We start from the raw sequence: 15908 nt of genomic DNA on the forward strand, positions 1-15908 counted from the left end.
GCCGTCCCCGACCCCCACCCCGAGCGACGGGTCCGGCGGGAGCGGCGACGGCGGCACGGCTCCGTAAAGCACCGGTCAGCCGGCCGTGGCGGCGGCCACCAGCTCCGCCCGGTGCGCGCGGGCCGTGGCCATCAGCCCGTCGAGCGCGTCCCGGGTCCGTACGAGATCGGCGATGTGCGCGGAGAGCCGGTCGCGCTCCAGCTCCATGCGGGCGATCGCGGCGTCGGAATTGGTCTGGCTGGGCGCGTCGACGCAGGGCAGCAGCCCGGCGATGGTGCGGCTGGACAGGCCGGCCGCGTACAGCCGCTGGATGAACGCGACCCGCTCGACCTCGGCTTCCGTGTAGTGCCGCTGCCCGCTGGCGCTGCGGGTGCTGGCGAGCAGCCCCTGCTCCTCGTAGTAGCGCACCGACCGGACGCTCACTCCGGCCCGCGCCGCCAGTTCCCCGATCCGCACGGTGTCCTCCTGACCGGGTCCGCCGGCCTGTGACCTGCGTCATACCGGCTTGCCTCTGACATGGATGTGAGGTTTTAGCGTAGCTCTCGTGCCCGAGATCCGGGCACCGAGGACCACAAGGGATCCGACGTGACCTCTCTCTTCACCAGCTACCGGCTCGGCGGGCTGACTCTCCCCAACCGCACGGTCATGGCCCCGATGACCCGGATCAGGGCCGCCGCCGGCGGTCTGGCGACGCCGTCGATGGCGGCCTACTACGCCCAGCGGGCCACGGCCGGGCTGATCGTCAGCGAGGGCGTGCAGCCCAGCGCGATCGGGCAGTCCAACCCGGGGACGCCGGGGCTGCACACCGACGAGCAGGTCGCCGCGTGGCGCCCCGTGACCGCCGCCGTCCACGCCAACGGCGGACGGATCTTCGCCCAGCTCATGCACGGCGGCCGGGTCTCGCACCCCGACACCATCGGTACGCGGCCGGTCGGACCCTCGGCCGTCGCCGCCGTCGGTGACGTGTTCACTCCGACCGGGCCGCAGGCCGCCCCGGTGCCGCGCGCCCTGGAGACCGCGGAAGTGCCCGAGCACGCGCGGTCCTACGCCGAGGCCGCCCGCCGCGCGGTGGACGCCGGATTCGACGGCGTGGAGCTGCACGGCGCCAACGGCTACCTGATCTCGCAGTTCCTGTCGTCCAACGCCAACCTGCGCACCGACCGCTACGGGGGCACGGTCGCCCACCGGATCCGCTTCGCCGTCGAAGCCGTCGCCGCGACCGTCGAGGCCGTCGGCGGTGACAGGACCGGCATCCGGCTGTCACCCGGCGGTACGTTCTGGGGGGTCGAGGAGAGCGATGTCCCCGAGCTGTACGCCGCGTTGCTGACCGAACTGGCCGGCCTCGGGCTCGCCTACGTCCACCTCGAAGCCACCGCAGACGAGGACGTCCTGGTCGGCCTGCGCCGGGCCTGGCCGGGCACCCTCGTGATGAACCCCGTCTACCCGATGGGGCCGAAGCAGGCCGGCCGCGACGACGCCGACCACTGGCTCGGCCTGGGCGCCGACCTCATCAGCTTCGGCCGCGCCTTCCTCGCCAATCCCGACCTGGTCGAACGGCTCAGGCGCGGACTCCCGATCGCCCCGGTCGACGAGGCCACGTACTACCAGGGCGGCGACGCGGGGTATCTCACCTACCCGGCCCACCAGCACGTGGTGTGAGGCCGCGGCGCGGCTTGGCCGCGCGGAGTCGGGGCACGCGAGGGACATGGACCCCAGCGCGCGTGACGTGTCCGGCCCGGCCTTCGTCCTGGGCGGTGGTGGCGCCCTGGGCGCCTACGAAGTCGGCATGCTCAAGGCGCTGTTCGCCGCCGGGGTGAAGCCGGGCCTGGTGCTGGGCACGTCGGTCGGCGCGATCAACGGGGCCGCCGTGGCCGCCGAGCCGTCGCAGGCCGCGGTGAGCGAACTGATCGACCTGTGGACGGGTTTGGGCCGGGCGGGGGTGTTCGCCGGTTCGCTGGTCGGACGGCTGTCCACCGCGGTACGCAGCCGCACCCACCTCTACACCCCGGCGCAGCTGCTCGACCTGCTGGGCGACCATCTGCCGGTCGCCCGCATCGAGGAGCTCGCGGTGCCCTTCCAGTGCGTGGCGGCGAGCATCGAAAACGCCGCCGAGCACTGGTTCGAGAGCGGTCCGCTGGTCGAGGCGGTGCTCGCCTCGTCCGCCGTGCCGGGGCTGCTGCCGCCGGTCAAACTCGGCGGCGAGCACTTCGTGGACGGCGGGCTGGTCAACAGCATCCCGGTGGGCAGGGCCGTCGCCCTGGGCGCCCGCGAGATCTATGTGCTGCAGGTCGGCCGGATCGAACGGCCCCTCACCCCGCCCAGATTGCCGTGGGAGGTCGCCACCGTGGCGTTCGAGATCGCCCGCAGGCACCGCTTCGCCCGCGACATGGCCGACCTGCCGCCGCACGTCACCGTGCATGTGCTGCCCAGCGGCGCGGCCTCGGGCGAAGTGGGCGGGACCTTGCGCCAGTTGCGCCACCGGGCCTTCGGGCAGACGGCCGAGCGCATCGAACGGGCCTACGCGGCCTCGTCGCGCTACCTGGACTCCGCCTTCGACGCCGCGGACGGCCCGGCGTGAAGCGCCCCGTGACAGGCGGCCGGGCCGAGCGCGCGGGGCGGGGCGGCCCGGCGGCGAGCCTGCCGCGTGCCTCGCGGGAGGCCGAGCGCGTGCTGCCCGGGGAGGCGGTCCGCCCGGCCGACACCACCGCGGCCGGGGAAGCGATACCGGCGCAGGCCGCCCGCCCGGCCGCCCGCGCTGCGTCCGGCGGACCCGCGCACCCCGCGCCCGGCGCGGGACCCGTACGTCCGTCCCCGGGACTCGGCTCCGCGCTGGTCACCGCGGGGCGGCGGACCGTCACCACCGTGCTGCTGATCGCGCTGATCCCGGTGGCCGCGGCCCTGGTTGTCGCCGTGAGCGTGCTCAGCGCGCCCGTGTCGCTGGTCGCGCGCGGGCCGTGGCGCCCGACACGCATGGCCTGCTTCCTGCTGGTCTACCTCGTGGTGGACCTCGCGGGGCTGCTGGCCGCCTCCGTGCTCTTCCTGCGCGACCCCCTCGGCGGGCCGGCCGCGCGGAACCGGCGGGCGGCCGAGGCCTTCGGGGTGCTCGCCCGGCTACTGGCCGTCCTGCGCCGGGTGGCGGAACGGCTGTTCGGGCTGCGGGTGGAGGTGACCCCCGCGCTGCCCGCCGCCGCCCGGACTCCGGACGTGCCGCTGGTGGTCCTCGGGCGGCACGCGGGTCTCGGCGACTCCTTCCTGCTGCTGCAGATGCTGCTCACCGAGGCGGGTCTGCTGCCGCACACCGTGCTCAAGGGGGTGCTGCGCGCCGATCCGTGCCTCGACGTCCTGCTCGGCCGGGTGCCGCACTGCTTCCTGCCCCCGGCCCACGGCACCGCCGAGGACGCGATCGCGGCACTGGCCACGGGGCTGCGGCCGAGGGACGCGCTGGTGATCTTCCCCGAGGGCGGCAACTTCACCCCGCGCCGCCACCGCCGGGCCGTCGCGCGGCTGCGCCGCCTCGGCCAGTACCGCCGGGCCGCCCGCGCGGCCCGGCTGCACTACGTACTGCCGCCGCGGGACGCCGGAAGCCTCGCGGTGCTGGCGGCGGCGCCCACCGCCGACGTGGTCTTCGTCGCGCACGCGGGCCTCGACGTCATCGCCTCGCCGCGCGCCGCCTGGACGTTCCTGCCCTTCCGGCGGCCGGTCCTGGTCCACTGGTGGCGGATACCGGCCGCCGACATCCCGCGAAGCGACGAGGCGCGCAGCGAGTGGCTGCTCGGGCAGTGGGAGCGGATGGACCGCTGGACGGCCGAGCAGGCGGTCGCGGCGACGCCCCACGTGTAGAAGCGCCCCGGCTCCCGGAGTTGTACAACCGGGCGCCGGGGCATACGCCTATCCCGCCTGAGGCGCGAGGGCGTCCTGACTCACAGGGTGCGTTCGAGGCGGTCGGCCATCAGCTTCACGAAGCGGGCGGGGTCGGCCAGTTCGCCGCCCTCGGCCAACAGGGCGAGGCTGTGGACGAGTTCCGCGGTCTCGCCGAGGCCGGCGTCGTCCGGGCGCTCGGTGTGGGTCCGGTTGAGGCCGACGACCAGCGGGTGCTTGGGGTTGAGTTCGAGGATCCGCTTGGAGTGCGGGATCTCCTGGCCCATCGCCCGGTAGATGTTCTCCAGCGCCGGTGTCACGTCGTGCGTGTCCGAGACGACGCAGGCGGGCGAGACGGTGAGCCGGGAGGAGAGCCGTACCTCCTTGACGTCGTCGCTCAGCCGGTCGGTCATCCAGGCCAGCAGGCCCGCGTACTCCTCCTGCTGCTTCCCGCGCTCGGTGTCCGCGTCCTGCTTCTCCTGCGCGGTGCCGAGGTCGATCTCGCCCTTGGCGACGGAGCGGAACTGCTTGCCGTCGAACTCCGGGGCCGTGTCGACCCACACCTCGTCCACCGGGTCGGTCAGCAGCAGCACTTCGATGCCCCGGGCCTGGAACGCCTCCATGTGCGGCGAGTTCTCGATGGCCTGCCGGGACTCGCCGGTGAGGTAGTAGATGTGCTCCTGGCCGTCCTTCATCCGCTCCACGTACTGCGCCAGCGCGGTCGGCTGGTCCTTGTCGTGGGTGGTGGCGAAGGACGACACGGCGAGGATGGTGTCGCGGTTCTCGCGGTCGCTGAGCAGCCCCTCCTTCAGGACGCGGCCGAACTCCGTCCAGAAAGTGGCGTACTTCTCCGGGTGCGCGGTCATCAGGTCCTTGACCGTGGAGAGCACCTTCTTGGCCAGCCTGCGGTGCATGAGCTGGATCTGCCGGTCCTGCTGGAGGATCTCGCGCGAGACGTTGAGCGACAGGTCCTGCGCGTCCACGACGCCCTTGACGAAGCGCAGGTAGGGCGGCATCAGCGCTTCGCAGTCGTCCATGATGAAGACGCGCTTGACGTAGAGCTGGACACCGCGCTTGTAGCCCTGGAGGAAGAGGTCCTGCGGGGCGCGGGCCGGGATGAACAGCAGCGCCTGGTATTCGAAGGTGCCCTCGGCCTGGAGGCGGATGGTCTCCAGCGGGTCGGTCCAGTCGTGGCTGATGTGCTTGTACAGCTCGTGGTATTCGTCGTCGGTGACCTCGTCGCGCGAGCGGGCCCACAGCGCCTTCATGGAGTTGAGCGTCTCGGGCTCGCCCGGCCCGGCGTCGGCCCCCTCCGCGTCGGCGTCGGGTGCGGGTTGTGCGGCCATGCGGATGGGCCAGGTGATGAAGTCGGAGTAGCGCTTGACGATCTCCCGGAGCTTCCAGGGCGAGGTGTAGTCGTGGAGCTGGTCCTCGGAGTCCTCCGGCTTGAGGTGCAGCAGGATCGTGGTGCCCTGCGGCGCGTCCTCGACGGTCTCCACCGTGTACGTGCCCGCGCCGGTCGACGTCCAGCGGGTGCCCTGGCTCTCGCCCGCGCGCCGGGTCAGCAGCGTGACCTCGTCGGCGACCATGAAGCTGGAGTAGAAGCCGACGCCGAACTGGCCGATCAGCCCCTCGGCGTCCGACGCGCCGTCGGCCTCTTTCAGCTCGCGCAGGAACTTCGCCGTACCCGAATTCGCGATCGTCCCGATGAGTTCGACCACTTCGTCGCGCGACATGCCGACGCCGTTGTCCCGGACGGTCAGCGTGCGGGCCTTCGGGTCGGCGTCGAGGGCGATGTGGAGGTCGGACACGTCCGCGCCGAGCGAGTCGTCGCGGAGCGCTTCGAGCCGCAACTTGTCCAGGGCGTCGGAGGCGTTGGAGACGAGCTCGCGCAGGAACACGTCCTTGTTGGAGTAGATCGAGTGGATCATCATCTGCAGAAGCTGGCGCGCTTCCACCTGAAACTCGAACGTCTCTGTCGGCATTATCCGTTGGTCCTTCTCAAGGTCACCGGGTGACGGGTACTGACCTCAGCACTGTAGCCGCGGGACGCGACCGCGAAAGCGGCCTTCCCCCATCGGGCGCCCGCCCCCGCGGGCGGATCGCCGCCCCCGTCCCTGTCGGTGCCGAGGCCTAAGGTCGGTCGCGTGAACGACCTCGCCCAGCTCTTCGTCCGCGTCCTTGCCCGCGCCGAGCAGGAGTTCCCTGACCTTCCGCCGTGCGTCGGCGAGCGGGACGTCGCGGACGCCGAGGCCGCCCTCGGCTTCACCCTGCCGCCGGCGCTGAGCGGGCTGTACCGCCAGGTCGCCAACGGCGGCTTCGGCCCCGGCTACCGCCTGCTGCCGCTGACCGGCCCCGGACGTACCGCCGTCGCCGAATACGGTCCGCTGCGGACGGCCACCTGCGCGTACTGGCCCCGCGGCGTCCTGCCGATCCTGGACTGGGGCTGCGGCATGTACGCCGCCGTCGACTGCGTCGACCCCGCCGCGCCGGTCCTCCTGTTCGAACCCAACGCCGTACCGGACGACTGGGCCGACGCCTGGTTCCAGGACTCCCCCTCCCTGGCCCAGTGGCTGACCGCCTGGCTGGACGGCACCGGCTGGTGGGAGGAACACGTCATGCTCGCCGACGAGACGGCAGGCCCCGCCCCCTGGCCCGCCGCGTCCCACCGCCTGGCGGCAACCGGCTGAGCACCGGGCGCGGGTCCCCGCGGGTACGGGCCGCCCGGCTGGGTCAGTCGGTGGGGAGGGTCGCGTCGAGGTAGGCCTGGACCGGGGGGAAGAGGCCGTAGGGGACGCGGGCGGGGATGTCGGCGCGGGCGCACCAGGTCAGCTCGGCGAGTTCTTCGGCGTCGGCGACATACGCGGCGCCGCCGACGACCTCGCACGCCGTGTAGGACATCAGGCGCTGGGTCTTGGGGTGGACGCGCTCGCCGAGCAGGCGCAGGGCCACGACCTCCAGGCCGGTCTCCTCGCGGGTCTCGCGGACCGCGGCCTCCTGGGGGGACTCGCCCGGCTCGATCTCCCCGGCGGGGAACTGCCAGGAGAGCTGGCCCTCGGCGACCCGGCGGCGGACCATCAGGACGCACCCGTCATGAACGATGATCGCGGCCGCGATGCCGGGGCGCTCCGCGGCGGTCTTGTCGGTCATGGCTGGCCCTCCAGAGCTGCGGTGATCGGCGGAAAGATCGCCTCGGCGGGGATGAAGCGCGTGACGGCGTCTCTGCGAGCCCACATAACGTCCATGTTCTCCAGAATGTCGCTGTTCCGCGCTACACCGGCGAGGTAATCGCAGAGGAAGTACTCGCAGTGGACGCCGGTGAGCGGGTGCAGCCGGCTGCCCAGGCTGCGGCGTACGGCACAGTGCACGCCGGTCTCGGCGTGCGTCTCGCGCACGGTCACGGTCTCCGGGCGCACCCCCGGTTTGACCACGCCGGCCGGGAACTGCCAGGTGATGCCGGAGGCGTCGCCGTCGCGGCGGCAGACCAGCAGCACCTCACTCCCCCGCAGGACGACGGCGATCGCGACCCGCAGCACCTGCGCCCCGCCGCCCGCCGCCTCGCCGCCCTCGGCGCCGCGCGACGGCCCCGCACCGCCGGGGGCGGCCCGGGCCAGCAGGGCGAACCGCGCGCGGACCGCGGGGCCGGCCCGCTCGTAGGCGGCGTCCAGGAGCTGCTGCATCTCCGCCCGGGGGACGACGTCCGGGTACGCGTGCCAGGCCGCGACCGTACGCAGCGCGATGCCGAGGTGGTTGGCGAAGGACTCGTTGGTCATCCGCAGGGCGGCCTGGAGGACGCACGCACTCCGCCCGCTCCAGACGTCCACCACGTCCATGCGTCCCCCCTCGCATTCCCCTCGGGCCCGCTTCCCGCTCAACGGCAGGCAGCACTTCTGCACAGCCGCTGCACCCCCGCTGCACCGCCCGTACATCGCGTCAATTGCGGTCTTCCGCTTCACTCGTAGTCAGGCGGTTCCCCACCGTCCCGGGCTCAATCACTTCCCGTCGAATATGTCCCGCGGAGGTCTCTTGATGGCCTGTCCAAGCCCTCGAACGAGAGACGATCGCCAGCAGGATGGTTTCAGCAACACCGGGACCGTGCCGAAGAAGTGCCCGCGTCCGCAATTGCATGGAACCGCATCCGGCCAGTACCCGGTGCGTACGCGTCGACCGCCGGCCGCATGAGCCGAGGGCCGCCCCGGCGCGGGTAATGTCAGTCGAATGACGTGCTGAATGGTCGTCATATTGCTTACCGGGGGTCAACCGCCGGCAGCAGGCGGCCGGACGGCCCGACAGCCGAAAGGGAATCAATGGCCAAAGATCAGGAACAGACGGTGGAGCGCACCCTCGTGCTCCTCAAACCCGACGCGGTGGTACGCGGCATCGCCGGGCGGATCATCGCCCGCTTCGAGGACGCCGCCCTGAAGATCGTCGGCGTCAAGATGCGGCGGATGGACGCCGACCTCACCCGGCGCCACTACTTCGACCTGGAGGAGCGGCACGGCGCCGAGGTCTACGCCGTCACCTCCGCCTTCATGCAGCAGGGGCCGGTCATCGCCCTGGCGCTGGAAGGCTTCGGGGCGGTCGCCACCGTACGCAAGATCGTCGGCAGCACCTACCCGGACGAGGCGCCCGCGGGAACGGTACGCGGCGACTTCTCGCACTACAGCAGCGGCGCGAGCCTGGCCACGGGCAAGGCGGTGGCGAATCTGGTGCACGCCTCGGGCAACAGGGACGAGGCCGCCCAGGAGCTGGACCTGTGGTTCGCCAAGGACGAGTTGCACGACTACCGCACCCTCGCGGAGACCTTCACCTACTGAGCCGGAAACCGCGCCACCGACGCCGAGCAGTCGGGCACCGGGGCGTTGATCAGCGACGAAGCACCACCGTACGAAGAAGGGCACCATGATCAGCCAGACCCGCGCTGCCTCGGTCGAGGAGCTGGAGACCACCTTCCACAGCCAGTTGGCGACCGACCGGTGGGCGGCCACGGAGACGGCTTTCGCACTCGCGGTGCGGACCCGGGACGCCGGCGACTGGGCACGGTCACGCGAGTGGGTGGCGCAGTGCCTCCGGCTGCTGGCGGACTTCCCGGGCGAGACCCTGGAACAGGCCGCGACCACGCGTGTGTCGGTGGGTGGCGTACTGCTCCCGCACTACCTGCACGAGGGCGTCGTACGCGACCGGTTCGGCCGGCCCGCCTGACGCCCGCCCGCCCGCCCACTACCGGCGAATACGTCCACCACATCCAGGAAGGCGGCGACACCCTTGGCCACGGAGATCGAGATGCGCGCGCGCTTCGACAAGACCGCGCACGCCCGGCTCATTTCCCGTCTGGAGAACGACGGCGAAGATCTCGGATGCGACGACAAACGGATCTACTTCTACGTGCTGCCCGACAAATTGCTGAAGGTCACGGACAACACCGCGGCGGGCACGGCGAAGATCACACTCAAGATGAGCAAGATCGGTCAGGGCGCCGCATTTTCCGAGACGGAATTTCCGCTCGCGCGTGCGGATGTCGCCGCTGCCGTACGCGTCTTCAACGCGCTCGGTTTCGAGCCGGACATGCACGAGGCGTTCAATCGGCGGCACAACTTCCGCTTCCGCGGGGTGGAGATCGCGGTGAAGTGGAGCCAGGCATGGGGACACCACGCCGAGTTCGAAGTGCTGCTCGACGACGCACCCGGACAGGCGGCGGTGGACGAGGCGGAATCGCTCATTCGCTCGGTCGCCGCGGAATTGGCGGTTCCGCTCATGAGCGAGCGGGAACTCGCGGACTTCACAGCCGCGTTCGAGGCCGCGGAACGCGACCGCAAGGCGGGTGAGCGCCGGCCGGCACCCGCCGGCTGACGCGCCCGCCGTCCAGACCACCGAGGGGGGTGGACCAGATGCGCAGCACCACCGCACCGCAGGGACGTCCGGCCGAACCGGCCGCCGGGCCGCACGGATCAGCCGTCGGCCCGCACGAAGCGGCCGAACCGGCCGGAACGACCGGAACGACCGGAACGGCCAAAACGGCAGGGCCCGTCGGGCCGACCCGATCCGCCGAACCGGCAGGACCCGCCGAACCGGCAGGACCCGCAGGACCCGCAGGACCCGCAGGACCCGCCGTGAGCCTGGTCGAACTGGCCGCGCTCAAGCGCCTTCCGCGCCACCAGTACACCGACCGGGCCACCGTCCGCTGGATCGTGGCGAACAGGCCCGACTTCACCGACCGGCCCGCGCTCCGCCCGCCGCTGCGGCCCGCGTCCCTTCGGCTGCTGGCCAGGTCCGCCGTCCCGGCGGGCTGGTGGGCCGAGGCCAGGACGGCGGAGTCGCTGCACGGCACGCGGCACGCGATGCGTACGGCGGCGCTGGCCGCGATGCTCGCCGAGCGGACCGGGCTCGGCGAGGACGAGACCGCCGACCTCGTCCTCGCCGCCGCCGTGCACGACTGCCGCCGCCTGCACGACCAGGACGACCGGGGCCACGGGCGGCGCGCGGCGGCATGGCTGACGGAGCGGGCGGACCAGGTCTGGGCGCACTTCCGCCTCACCGCCGCGCCCCACCGCGTCGTACGCGCCGCCACCGCGATACGCCTGCACGACGTGCCCTACTCCGCCTTCACCAGCGGCGACACGGCAGATCACGCCCGCGCCGCCCGCGTCTGCGACCTCCTCAAGGCCGCCGACGCGCTCGACCGCTACCGGCTGCCGAAGCTGAGCTGGTGGCCGGACCCGGCCCACGTACGCATACGCCCCGATGTCTTCGACCGGCTCCGCGCGACCGCGTTCGACCTGGTGGTGCGGTCCGAGTCCGCCAGCCTGGCGGGTTGCGGCAACGAGCACGCCGTCCTGCGCGCCTTGGAACCCCTGGACCTGAGGGAGCTGCTTGCCTGATGGACGTCCGCGACGCCTACGAACAGTGGGCCGACGCCCACGCGTTCTTCGACACGGCGCCGATACCCGCCCCCGCCCCGCACCGGGGCGACCCGCTCGCCGCGCAGACCGGGCAGTGGGAACGCCGGCTGGCGGAGACGCCCAACGGCCACCTGCTGCGCGGCAACGCCCTCTTCGACGCGCTCCGGGGCGGCGGGACCCTGCATCTGCTGCACGTCACCCACGCGTTGGAGCGGATCACCGAGCACGGTGTGCTCCACCCCTCGGGCGGCTGCCTGGTCGGGAGCGTCTACTGCGCCCCGCTCACCCCTACGGACGGCGGCTTGCGCATGCACAACCTCGGCGCCTACATCCTCGACCGGGAGGCGCCCGCCTTCGTGGCGAGGTCGGGCGGCGCCCCGGACCGTACGCCCACCCCGCTGGTCTTCGAACTGCGCCTTCCCGAGCAGGCCTACCGCGGTCTGGCGGGTATCGACTACCTGCGCCTGGGCGGCATCCACCTCCAGATCTACAGCCGCCTCGAATACCTGCTCTCCAAGGCCGAACGGCACCGGCTGCGCGAGTCCGTCGTCAGCCGGACGAAGAACTGCACGGCCCTGCTCTCGATGGCGGCGGCCATCGCGTACGAAGGGGCCCGCGTGCCGCCCGGCTTCTTCCTGCGGCTGCTGGACGACGCCCTCCCGCGGCTGCCGATCCTGGGATACGTGTACTTCGAGGCGCTGGCGGAGTACCTGATGCTGCACTCGACGGCGCCGCGTACCGTACGGCTGGCCGCCGCCGGGGAGTTCGACAACTGGCTGTACAAGGAGATGCTCTTCACCACCCTCCCGCACACGGCCGGCCGGTTCGACCTCGCGACATTCCGCCCGCCGACCGGGGACTTCGACGCCTTTCTCGCCCGGATCGACAGCACCGCCGATCCGGCGCACGCCCGCGCGTACCTGACCGAGCGGATCAGCCACCTCATCGCCGCCCGGCTCTTCACCCGCGGGCAGGTCCCCGGGGCCTGGCACCACAGGCGCTGGGAGTTCGACAGCCTGACCGCCGAACTCGGGCCGCTGCTCGGCCACATGATCCACCGCGAACTGCGGACCTTCGGCCGCTACCCGGACTTCTACTTCTACTACGACCAGCACAAGGCGCTTCAGGCGTGGAACTACTGGAACCACATGGACATCGTGGTCCCCTTCAACGGCACCTTCCCGAAGGGCGAGGTCGGGATCAACCCCGCCTACCCCGACTTGGACTACCGGGTCTGGCGCGCCGAGCAGGACGCCGCCGGGCTGCTGCACCCCGTCGAGGAGCTGGCGCTGACCATCGCGCCGCGCCTGGTGGACATCAAGCACACGCTCATGCGCAGCAGCCGGTGGGCCGAACCGGCCGCACCCGCACCCGTGTAGGACGCGCCCCGCCCGGCGTCCGCATCCCCTTCCGCCCGCGACCCCGCGAGGACACCATGACGACCAGCCACCGTGATACCGCACGCCCCGACACCGCCGCCGGCGCCGCTCCGGGCGATCCCGACGACTTCGCGCACCGCCTCCGCGCCCTGCTGGCCGACCCGGCCACCCCGCACGGCCTCGCCCGTACGCTGCGGGCCACGGCCAAGGAGCTCGACCTCGCCGCCCACCACCGGGCCGGCCGGGCGGCCTGGCCCGACGGCCGGATCGACGGCACCCCCGGCACGGTCCAGATCGGCGGCGGCGCCCACCGCATCGACGGCTTCTTCAACATCGACGCGATACCGCCCGCCGACCTGGTGTGGGACGTGCGCGAGGGCATTCCGCTGCACGACGCCAGCGTGCGGTTCCTGTTCTCCGAGCACTTCCTCGAACACCTCGACTACCCGCGCTCGGCCCAGCACTTCGCCCGCGAGGCCCACCGCGTCATGGCCCCGGGCGGGCGGCTGGTCACCGGCGTCCCGGACGCCGCCCATGTCCTGGGACCGTACCCCGCGCCCGCGGCCGAGGCGGCCGAGATGATCGACCGCTGGTACGCCCACCGCACCTGCCGCGAGGACATTGCCACCTACCTCGACCTGATCAACTACGTCTTCCGCGACCAGGACGACGACCCCACCTACAACCCCCACTACTGGGCCTACGACTTCGACAAGCTCGTCCAGCTCTTCACCCAGGCCGGCTTCACCCGGGTCGAGCCGTGGGCCTTCGACCCGGCGATCGCGAACCCGAAGCGGGAGTGGGCGAGCGTGTACGTGGTGGCGACGAAGCAGCACGCGGCAGCCTGAGCGGGTCACCGCCGGCCCGCTGAGCGCAGGGCGACCAGGCCCGCCAGGTCGGCATCGCTCAGTTCGCTGAACGCCGCCTCGCCCGCGCTCAGCACCGAGTCGGCCAGTTCTCTCTTCTGCCGCAGGAGTTGGGCGACCCGGTCCTCGACGGTGCCCTCGGCGACGAGCCTGTGCACCTGGACGGGCCGGGTCTGCCCGATGCGGTGGGCGCGGTCGGTGGCCTGGTCCTCGACGGCCGGGTTCCACCAGCGGTCGTAGTGGATGACATGGCCGGCCCGGGTGAGGTTCAGGCCCGTGCCCGCGGCCTTGAGCGACAGCAGGAAGACCCGCTTCTCGCCGGCCTGGAAGGCGTCGACCATCCGCTCGCGGCGGCGGACCGCCGTACCGCCGTGCAGGAACAGGGCGTTCACACCGCGGTCCGCCAAGTGGCGTTCGATCAGCCGCCCCATGGCCACGTACTGGGTGAAGACCAGGGCGGAGTCGTCCTCGGCCAGGATCGTGTCCAGCAGGTCGTCCAGCAGCCGCAACTTGCCGGAGCGGCCCGGCAGTTTCGCGCCCGCCGGCTCCTTGAGGAACTGGGCGGGGTGGTTGCAGACCTGCTTCAGGCCGGTGAGCAGCTTCATCACCAGGCCGCGCCGCGCCATGCCCCCGCTGCCCTCGATCTCGGCCATCAGCTCGCGGACCAGGGCCTCGTAGAGGGAGACCTGCTCCTTCGTGAGGGACACCGGCCGGTCGGTCTCGGTCTTGGGCGGCAGTTCGGGTGCGATGCCCGGGTCGGACTTGCGGCGGCGCAGGAGGAAGGGGCGTACCAGCGCGGCCAGTTGCGCGGCGGTCAGGGTGTCGCGGTCGCCCTCGACGGCGCGGGCGTAGCGGTCGCGGAAGGCGGGGAGCGTGCCGAGCAGGCCGGGGGTGGTCCAGTCGAGCAGCGCCCACAGCTCGGACAGGTTGTTCTCGACCGGGGTGCCGGTCAGCGCGACCCTGCCGCGCGAGGGGATGCCGCGCAGCGCCTGGGCGGTGCGGGCGTGCGGGTTCTTGACGTGCTGGGCCTCGTCGGCGACGAGCAGCCCCCACGGGCGCGCGGCGAGGCGGTCGGCGTCGCGGCGCATCGTCCCGTACGTGGTCAGCACGAAGCTGTTCGCCTCCACGTCGGCGAGGTCGCGGCCGGGGCCGTGGAAGCGGTGTACGGCAGCGGCCGGGGCGAACCGGCGGATCTCGCGCTCCCAGTTGCCGAGCAGCGAGGCCGGGCAGACCACCAGGGTCGGGCCGGCGGCGGCCGCGCGCTCCTGGCGGCGCAGGTGGAGTGCGATGAGGGTGACGGTCTTGCCCAGGCCCATGTCGTCGGCCAGGCAGCCGCCGAGGCCGAGCGAGGTCATCCGGTCCAGCCAGTCCAGGCCCCGGAGCTGGTAGTCCCGCAGCGTCCCGGCGAGGGCCTTCGGGGCGGGCAGGGTCTCGTACGCGGCCCCGGCGCCGGTAGGCGACTGCGACCCGGCAGTACGCGGCTCCGGTTCGGCGACGAGCGCCCGCAGTTCCTCCAGTACGCCCCCGGCCGCGACCGCCACGCGTTCGCCGTCCACCTCGAAGCTGCCGGTCAGAGCCGCGCCCAGCGCCTCGATCGCGGTCAGCGGCGCCCTCCTGGACCGCGCGGCCCGGCGCAGCCTACGGACCAGCTCCGGGTCCACGACCACCCACCGGTCGCGCAACCGCACGATCGGCCTGTGTGCCCGCACCAGCCGCTCCAACTCCGCCTCGGACAGCTCCTTTTCGCCGAGCGCGACCCGCCAGCGGAAGTCCAGCAGGCCGCCGGAGGCCAGGAAGGTCTGGGCGGAGGACTGCGTCCCCTCCCGGGCGGGTTCCAGGACCCCGGTGGCGGTCAGCCCGCGTACCAGCTGCTTCGGCCAGTGCACGGCAATTCCCGCCGCCGCCAGCCGGATTGCCGTCGCACCCAGCAGCGCCCCGGCCTCCTCGTCGGACAGTTCCAGGCCGGTCGGCGCGGCGGCGTCCAGCAGGCGGCGGGCCGGCGGCCAGACCCGGGCCGCCCGGCGCAGCGCCCGCAGCGTGTCCGACCGGGCCCGCGGGCCGAACAGTTCGGGGGCGCCGACGCTTCCCGACCACAGGTCGGCCGCGTCGGCCAGCGCCGCGGGATCAGCCAGGCTGCGCAACTGCACCACCGCGAGGCAGTCCTCCGCGCCCAGCTCCAGCCGCAGCGACACCTCAAGGCCGGGATCGCGGTCCTCGTCGGCCGCCACCGGCCGGCCGCCCTCCGGCGCGCGCACCGCCTCACGGGCGACCGGCGTACGGATGAGCGGTGTCCGGGTGAGCGCGTCGGCGACGGCGTCCAGGAAGGCCGGGAGCTGCGCTCCGGGCTCGGCGGCGCCCGAGGGCGTACCGGCGGCGAGCGCGTCCAGCCGCCTGCGGTCGGCGTCGTCCAGCGGGCCGATCCGCCACGCGTCGAAGCCGCCCGGCGACACGCCGGCCGCGACCCGGCCCCGGGCGAGCAGCCCCAGCCCGAGCACGGCCGCCGCGCCCCAGAAGGCGGCACTGGCCGACGCCCGCCCGCTGCCGTCGGCCCCGAGCGCCCGGCACCGGGTCAGCAGCGGCAGCGCCTGGTCCACCGGCAGCACGACGGCGGCCAGCCGCGCGGGCTCGCCGTCCGCCCCGGCCACGGTGACGTCCTCGGGCGCGACCCCGAGATCGGGCGGGTCGCCGCCGGGCGTCCAGAACGCCATCCGCCCCGCCCGGGGCGGTTCCGCGGGCAGGAAGGCCGCCTCGCCCGCGGCGAGTTCGGGCAGCCGCGCGAGCAGCCGCCGCCGGTCGACGACGCTCCCCGGCCCGGCCGTACGGGCAGCCGCAGCCCGCCCCGCCGACGGGTAGCCCTCCGTCACCGCACCCACTCCCGATCCCCGCCCCGACCGCCGGACCTCCCG

General features: G+C 73.0%; 15 protein-coding genes. 10 read left to right on the forward strand and 5 right to left on the reverse strand.

Features of this window, described 5'->3' with window-relative positions; translation table 11 throughout:
- Positions 1–75: 75 nt before the first annotated feature.
- Positions 76–456 (reverse strand): MerR family transcriptional regulator, encoded by a 381-nt coding sequence (locus V7E46_RS26260; RefSeq protein ID WP_333770717.1) that lies wholly within the window; start codon positions 454–456, stop codon positions 76–78.
- Between the two features lie 129 nt (positions 457–585).
- On the opposite strand from V7E46_RS26260, the gene V7E46_RS26265 reads away from it, so the two are divergent.
- From V7E46_RS26265 to V7E46_RS26275, 3 genes are read left to right on the forward strand one after another with little or no spacing between them, the layout of a single operon-like run.
- Positions 586–1659: an alkene reductase gene (locus V7E46_RS26265; RefSeq protein WP_333770718.1), complete on the forward strand. Its 1074-nt coding sequence runs from the start codon at positions 586–588 to the stop codon at positions 1657–1659.
- 46 nt (positions 1660–1705) lie between these two features.
- A complete protein-coding gene (locus tag V7E46_RS26270) occupies positions 1706–2578 on the forward strand; it encodes a patatin-like phospholipase family protein (RefSeq protein WP_333770719.1) in 873 nt (290 codons plus the stop codon).
- Entirely contained in the window at positions 2575–3840 is a 1266-nt protein-coding gene (locus tag V7E46_RS26275; RefSeq protein ID WP_333770720.1) for a hypothetical protein, read from the forward strand. Before V7E46_RS26270 ends, V7E46_RS26275 begins: the two co-directional genes overlap by 4 nt.
- Positions 3841–3920: 80 nt before the next feature.
- On the opposite strand, the gene htpG is transcribed toward V7E46_RS26275, so the two are convergent.
- A complete protein-coding gene (htpG, locus tag V7E46_RS26280; RefSeq protein ID WP_333770721.1) occupies positions 3921–5843 on the reverse strand; it encodes a molecular chaperone HtpG in 1923 nt (640 codons plus the stop codon).
- 162 nt (positions 5844–6005) lie between these two features.
- On the opposite strand from htpG, the gene V7E46_RS26285 reads away from it, so the two are divergent.
- Positions 6006–6548, forward strand: coding sequence for an SMI1/KNR4 family protein (locus V7E46_RS26285; protein ID WP_333770722.1), 543 nt, complete (start codon positions 6006–6008; stop codon positions 6546–6548).
- Between the two features lie 43 nt (positions 6549–6591).
- On the opposite strand, the gene V7E46_RS26290 is transcribed toward V7E46_RS26285, so the two are convergent.
- Together V7E46_RS26290 and V7E46_RS26295 are read right to left on the reverse strand one after the other, a co-directional pair.
- The gene (locus tag V7E46_RS26290; RefSeq protein ID WP_333770723.1) at positions 6592–7008 is read right to left on the reverse strand and encodes an NUDIX hydrolase; all 417 of its coding nucleotides are present in this window, start codon (positions 7006–7008) and stop codon (positions 6592–6594) included.
- Entirely contained in the window at positions 7005–7691 is a 687-nt protein-coding gene (locus V7E46_RS26295; RefSeq protein WP_333770724.1) for an NUDIX hydrolase, read from the reverse strand. Before V7E46_RS26295 ends, V7E46_RS26290 begins: the two co-directional genes overlap by 4 nt.
- Before the next feature lie 474 nt (positions 7692–8165).
- On the opposite strand from V7E46_RS26295, the gene V7E46_RS26300 reads away from it, so the two are divergent.
- The 6 genes from V7E46_RS26300 to V7E46_RS26325 all read left to right on the forward strand — a co-directional run bounded on the left by V7E46_RS26300 (position 8166) and on the right by V7E46_RS26325 (position 12984).
- A complete protein-coding gene (locus V7E46_RS26300) occupies positions 8166–8675 on the forward strand; it encodes a nucleoside-diphosphate kinase (RefSeq protein WP_333770725.1) in 510 nt (169 codons plus the stop codon).
- 85 nt (positions 8676–8760) lie between these two features.
- Complete coding sequence (locus V7E46_RS26305; RefSeq protein WP_333770726.1) at positions 8761–9060, forward strand: hypothetical protein; 300 nt, start codon at positions 8761–8763, stop codon at positions 9058–9060.
- Between the two features lie 63 nt (positions 9061–9123).
- Entirely contained in the window at positions 9124–9708 is a 585-nt protein-coding gene (locus V7E46_RS26310) for a hypothetical protein (protein ID WP_329177528.1), read from the forward strand.
- Positions 9709–9968: 260 nt separating this feature from the next.
- Entirely contained in the window at positions 9969–10736 is a 768-nt protein-coding gene (locus tag V7E46_RS26315) for a hypothetical protein (RefSeq protein WP_333770727.1), read from the forward strand.
- Positions 10736–12136 carry a hypothetical protein gene (locus V7E46_RS26320; RefSeq protein WP_333770728.1) on the forward strand — a complete coding sequence of 467 codons (1401 nt, stop codon included), beginning with the start codon at positions 10736–10738 and terminating at the stop codon, positions 12134–12136. The genes V7E46_RS26315 and V7E46_RS26320 overlap by 1 nt, the downstream gene beginning before the upstream one ends.
- Positions 12137–12192: 56 nt before the next feature.
- A complete protein-coding gene (locus V7E46_RS26325; protein WP_333770729.1) occupies positions 12193–12984 on the forward strand; it encodes a class I SAM-dependent methyltransferase in 792 nt (263 codons plus the stop codon).
- Positions 12985–12989: 5 nt separating this feature from the next.
- On the opposite strand, the gene V7E46_RS26330 is transcribed toward V7E46_RS26325, so the two are convergent.
- Positions 12990–15875, reverse strand: a complete 2886-nt coding sequence (locus tag V7E46_RS26330; RefSeq protein WP_443054354.1) for a DEAD/DEAH box helicase — start codon at positions 15873–15875, stop codon at positions 12990–12992.
- Between the last annotated feature and the right edge of the window lie 33 nt (positions 15876–15908).

The organism is Streptomyces sp. IBSBF 2435 (assembly GCF_036815005.1).
GTDB lineage: Bacteria > Actinomycetota > Actinomycetes > Streptomycetales > Streptomycetaceae > Actinacidiphila.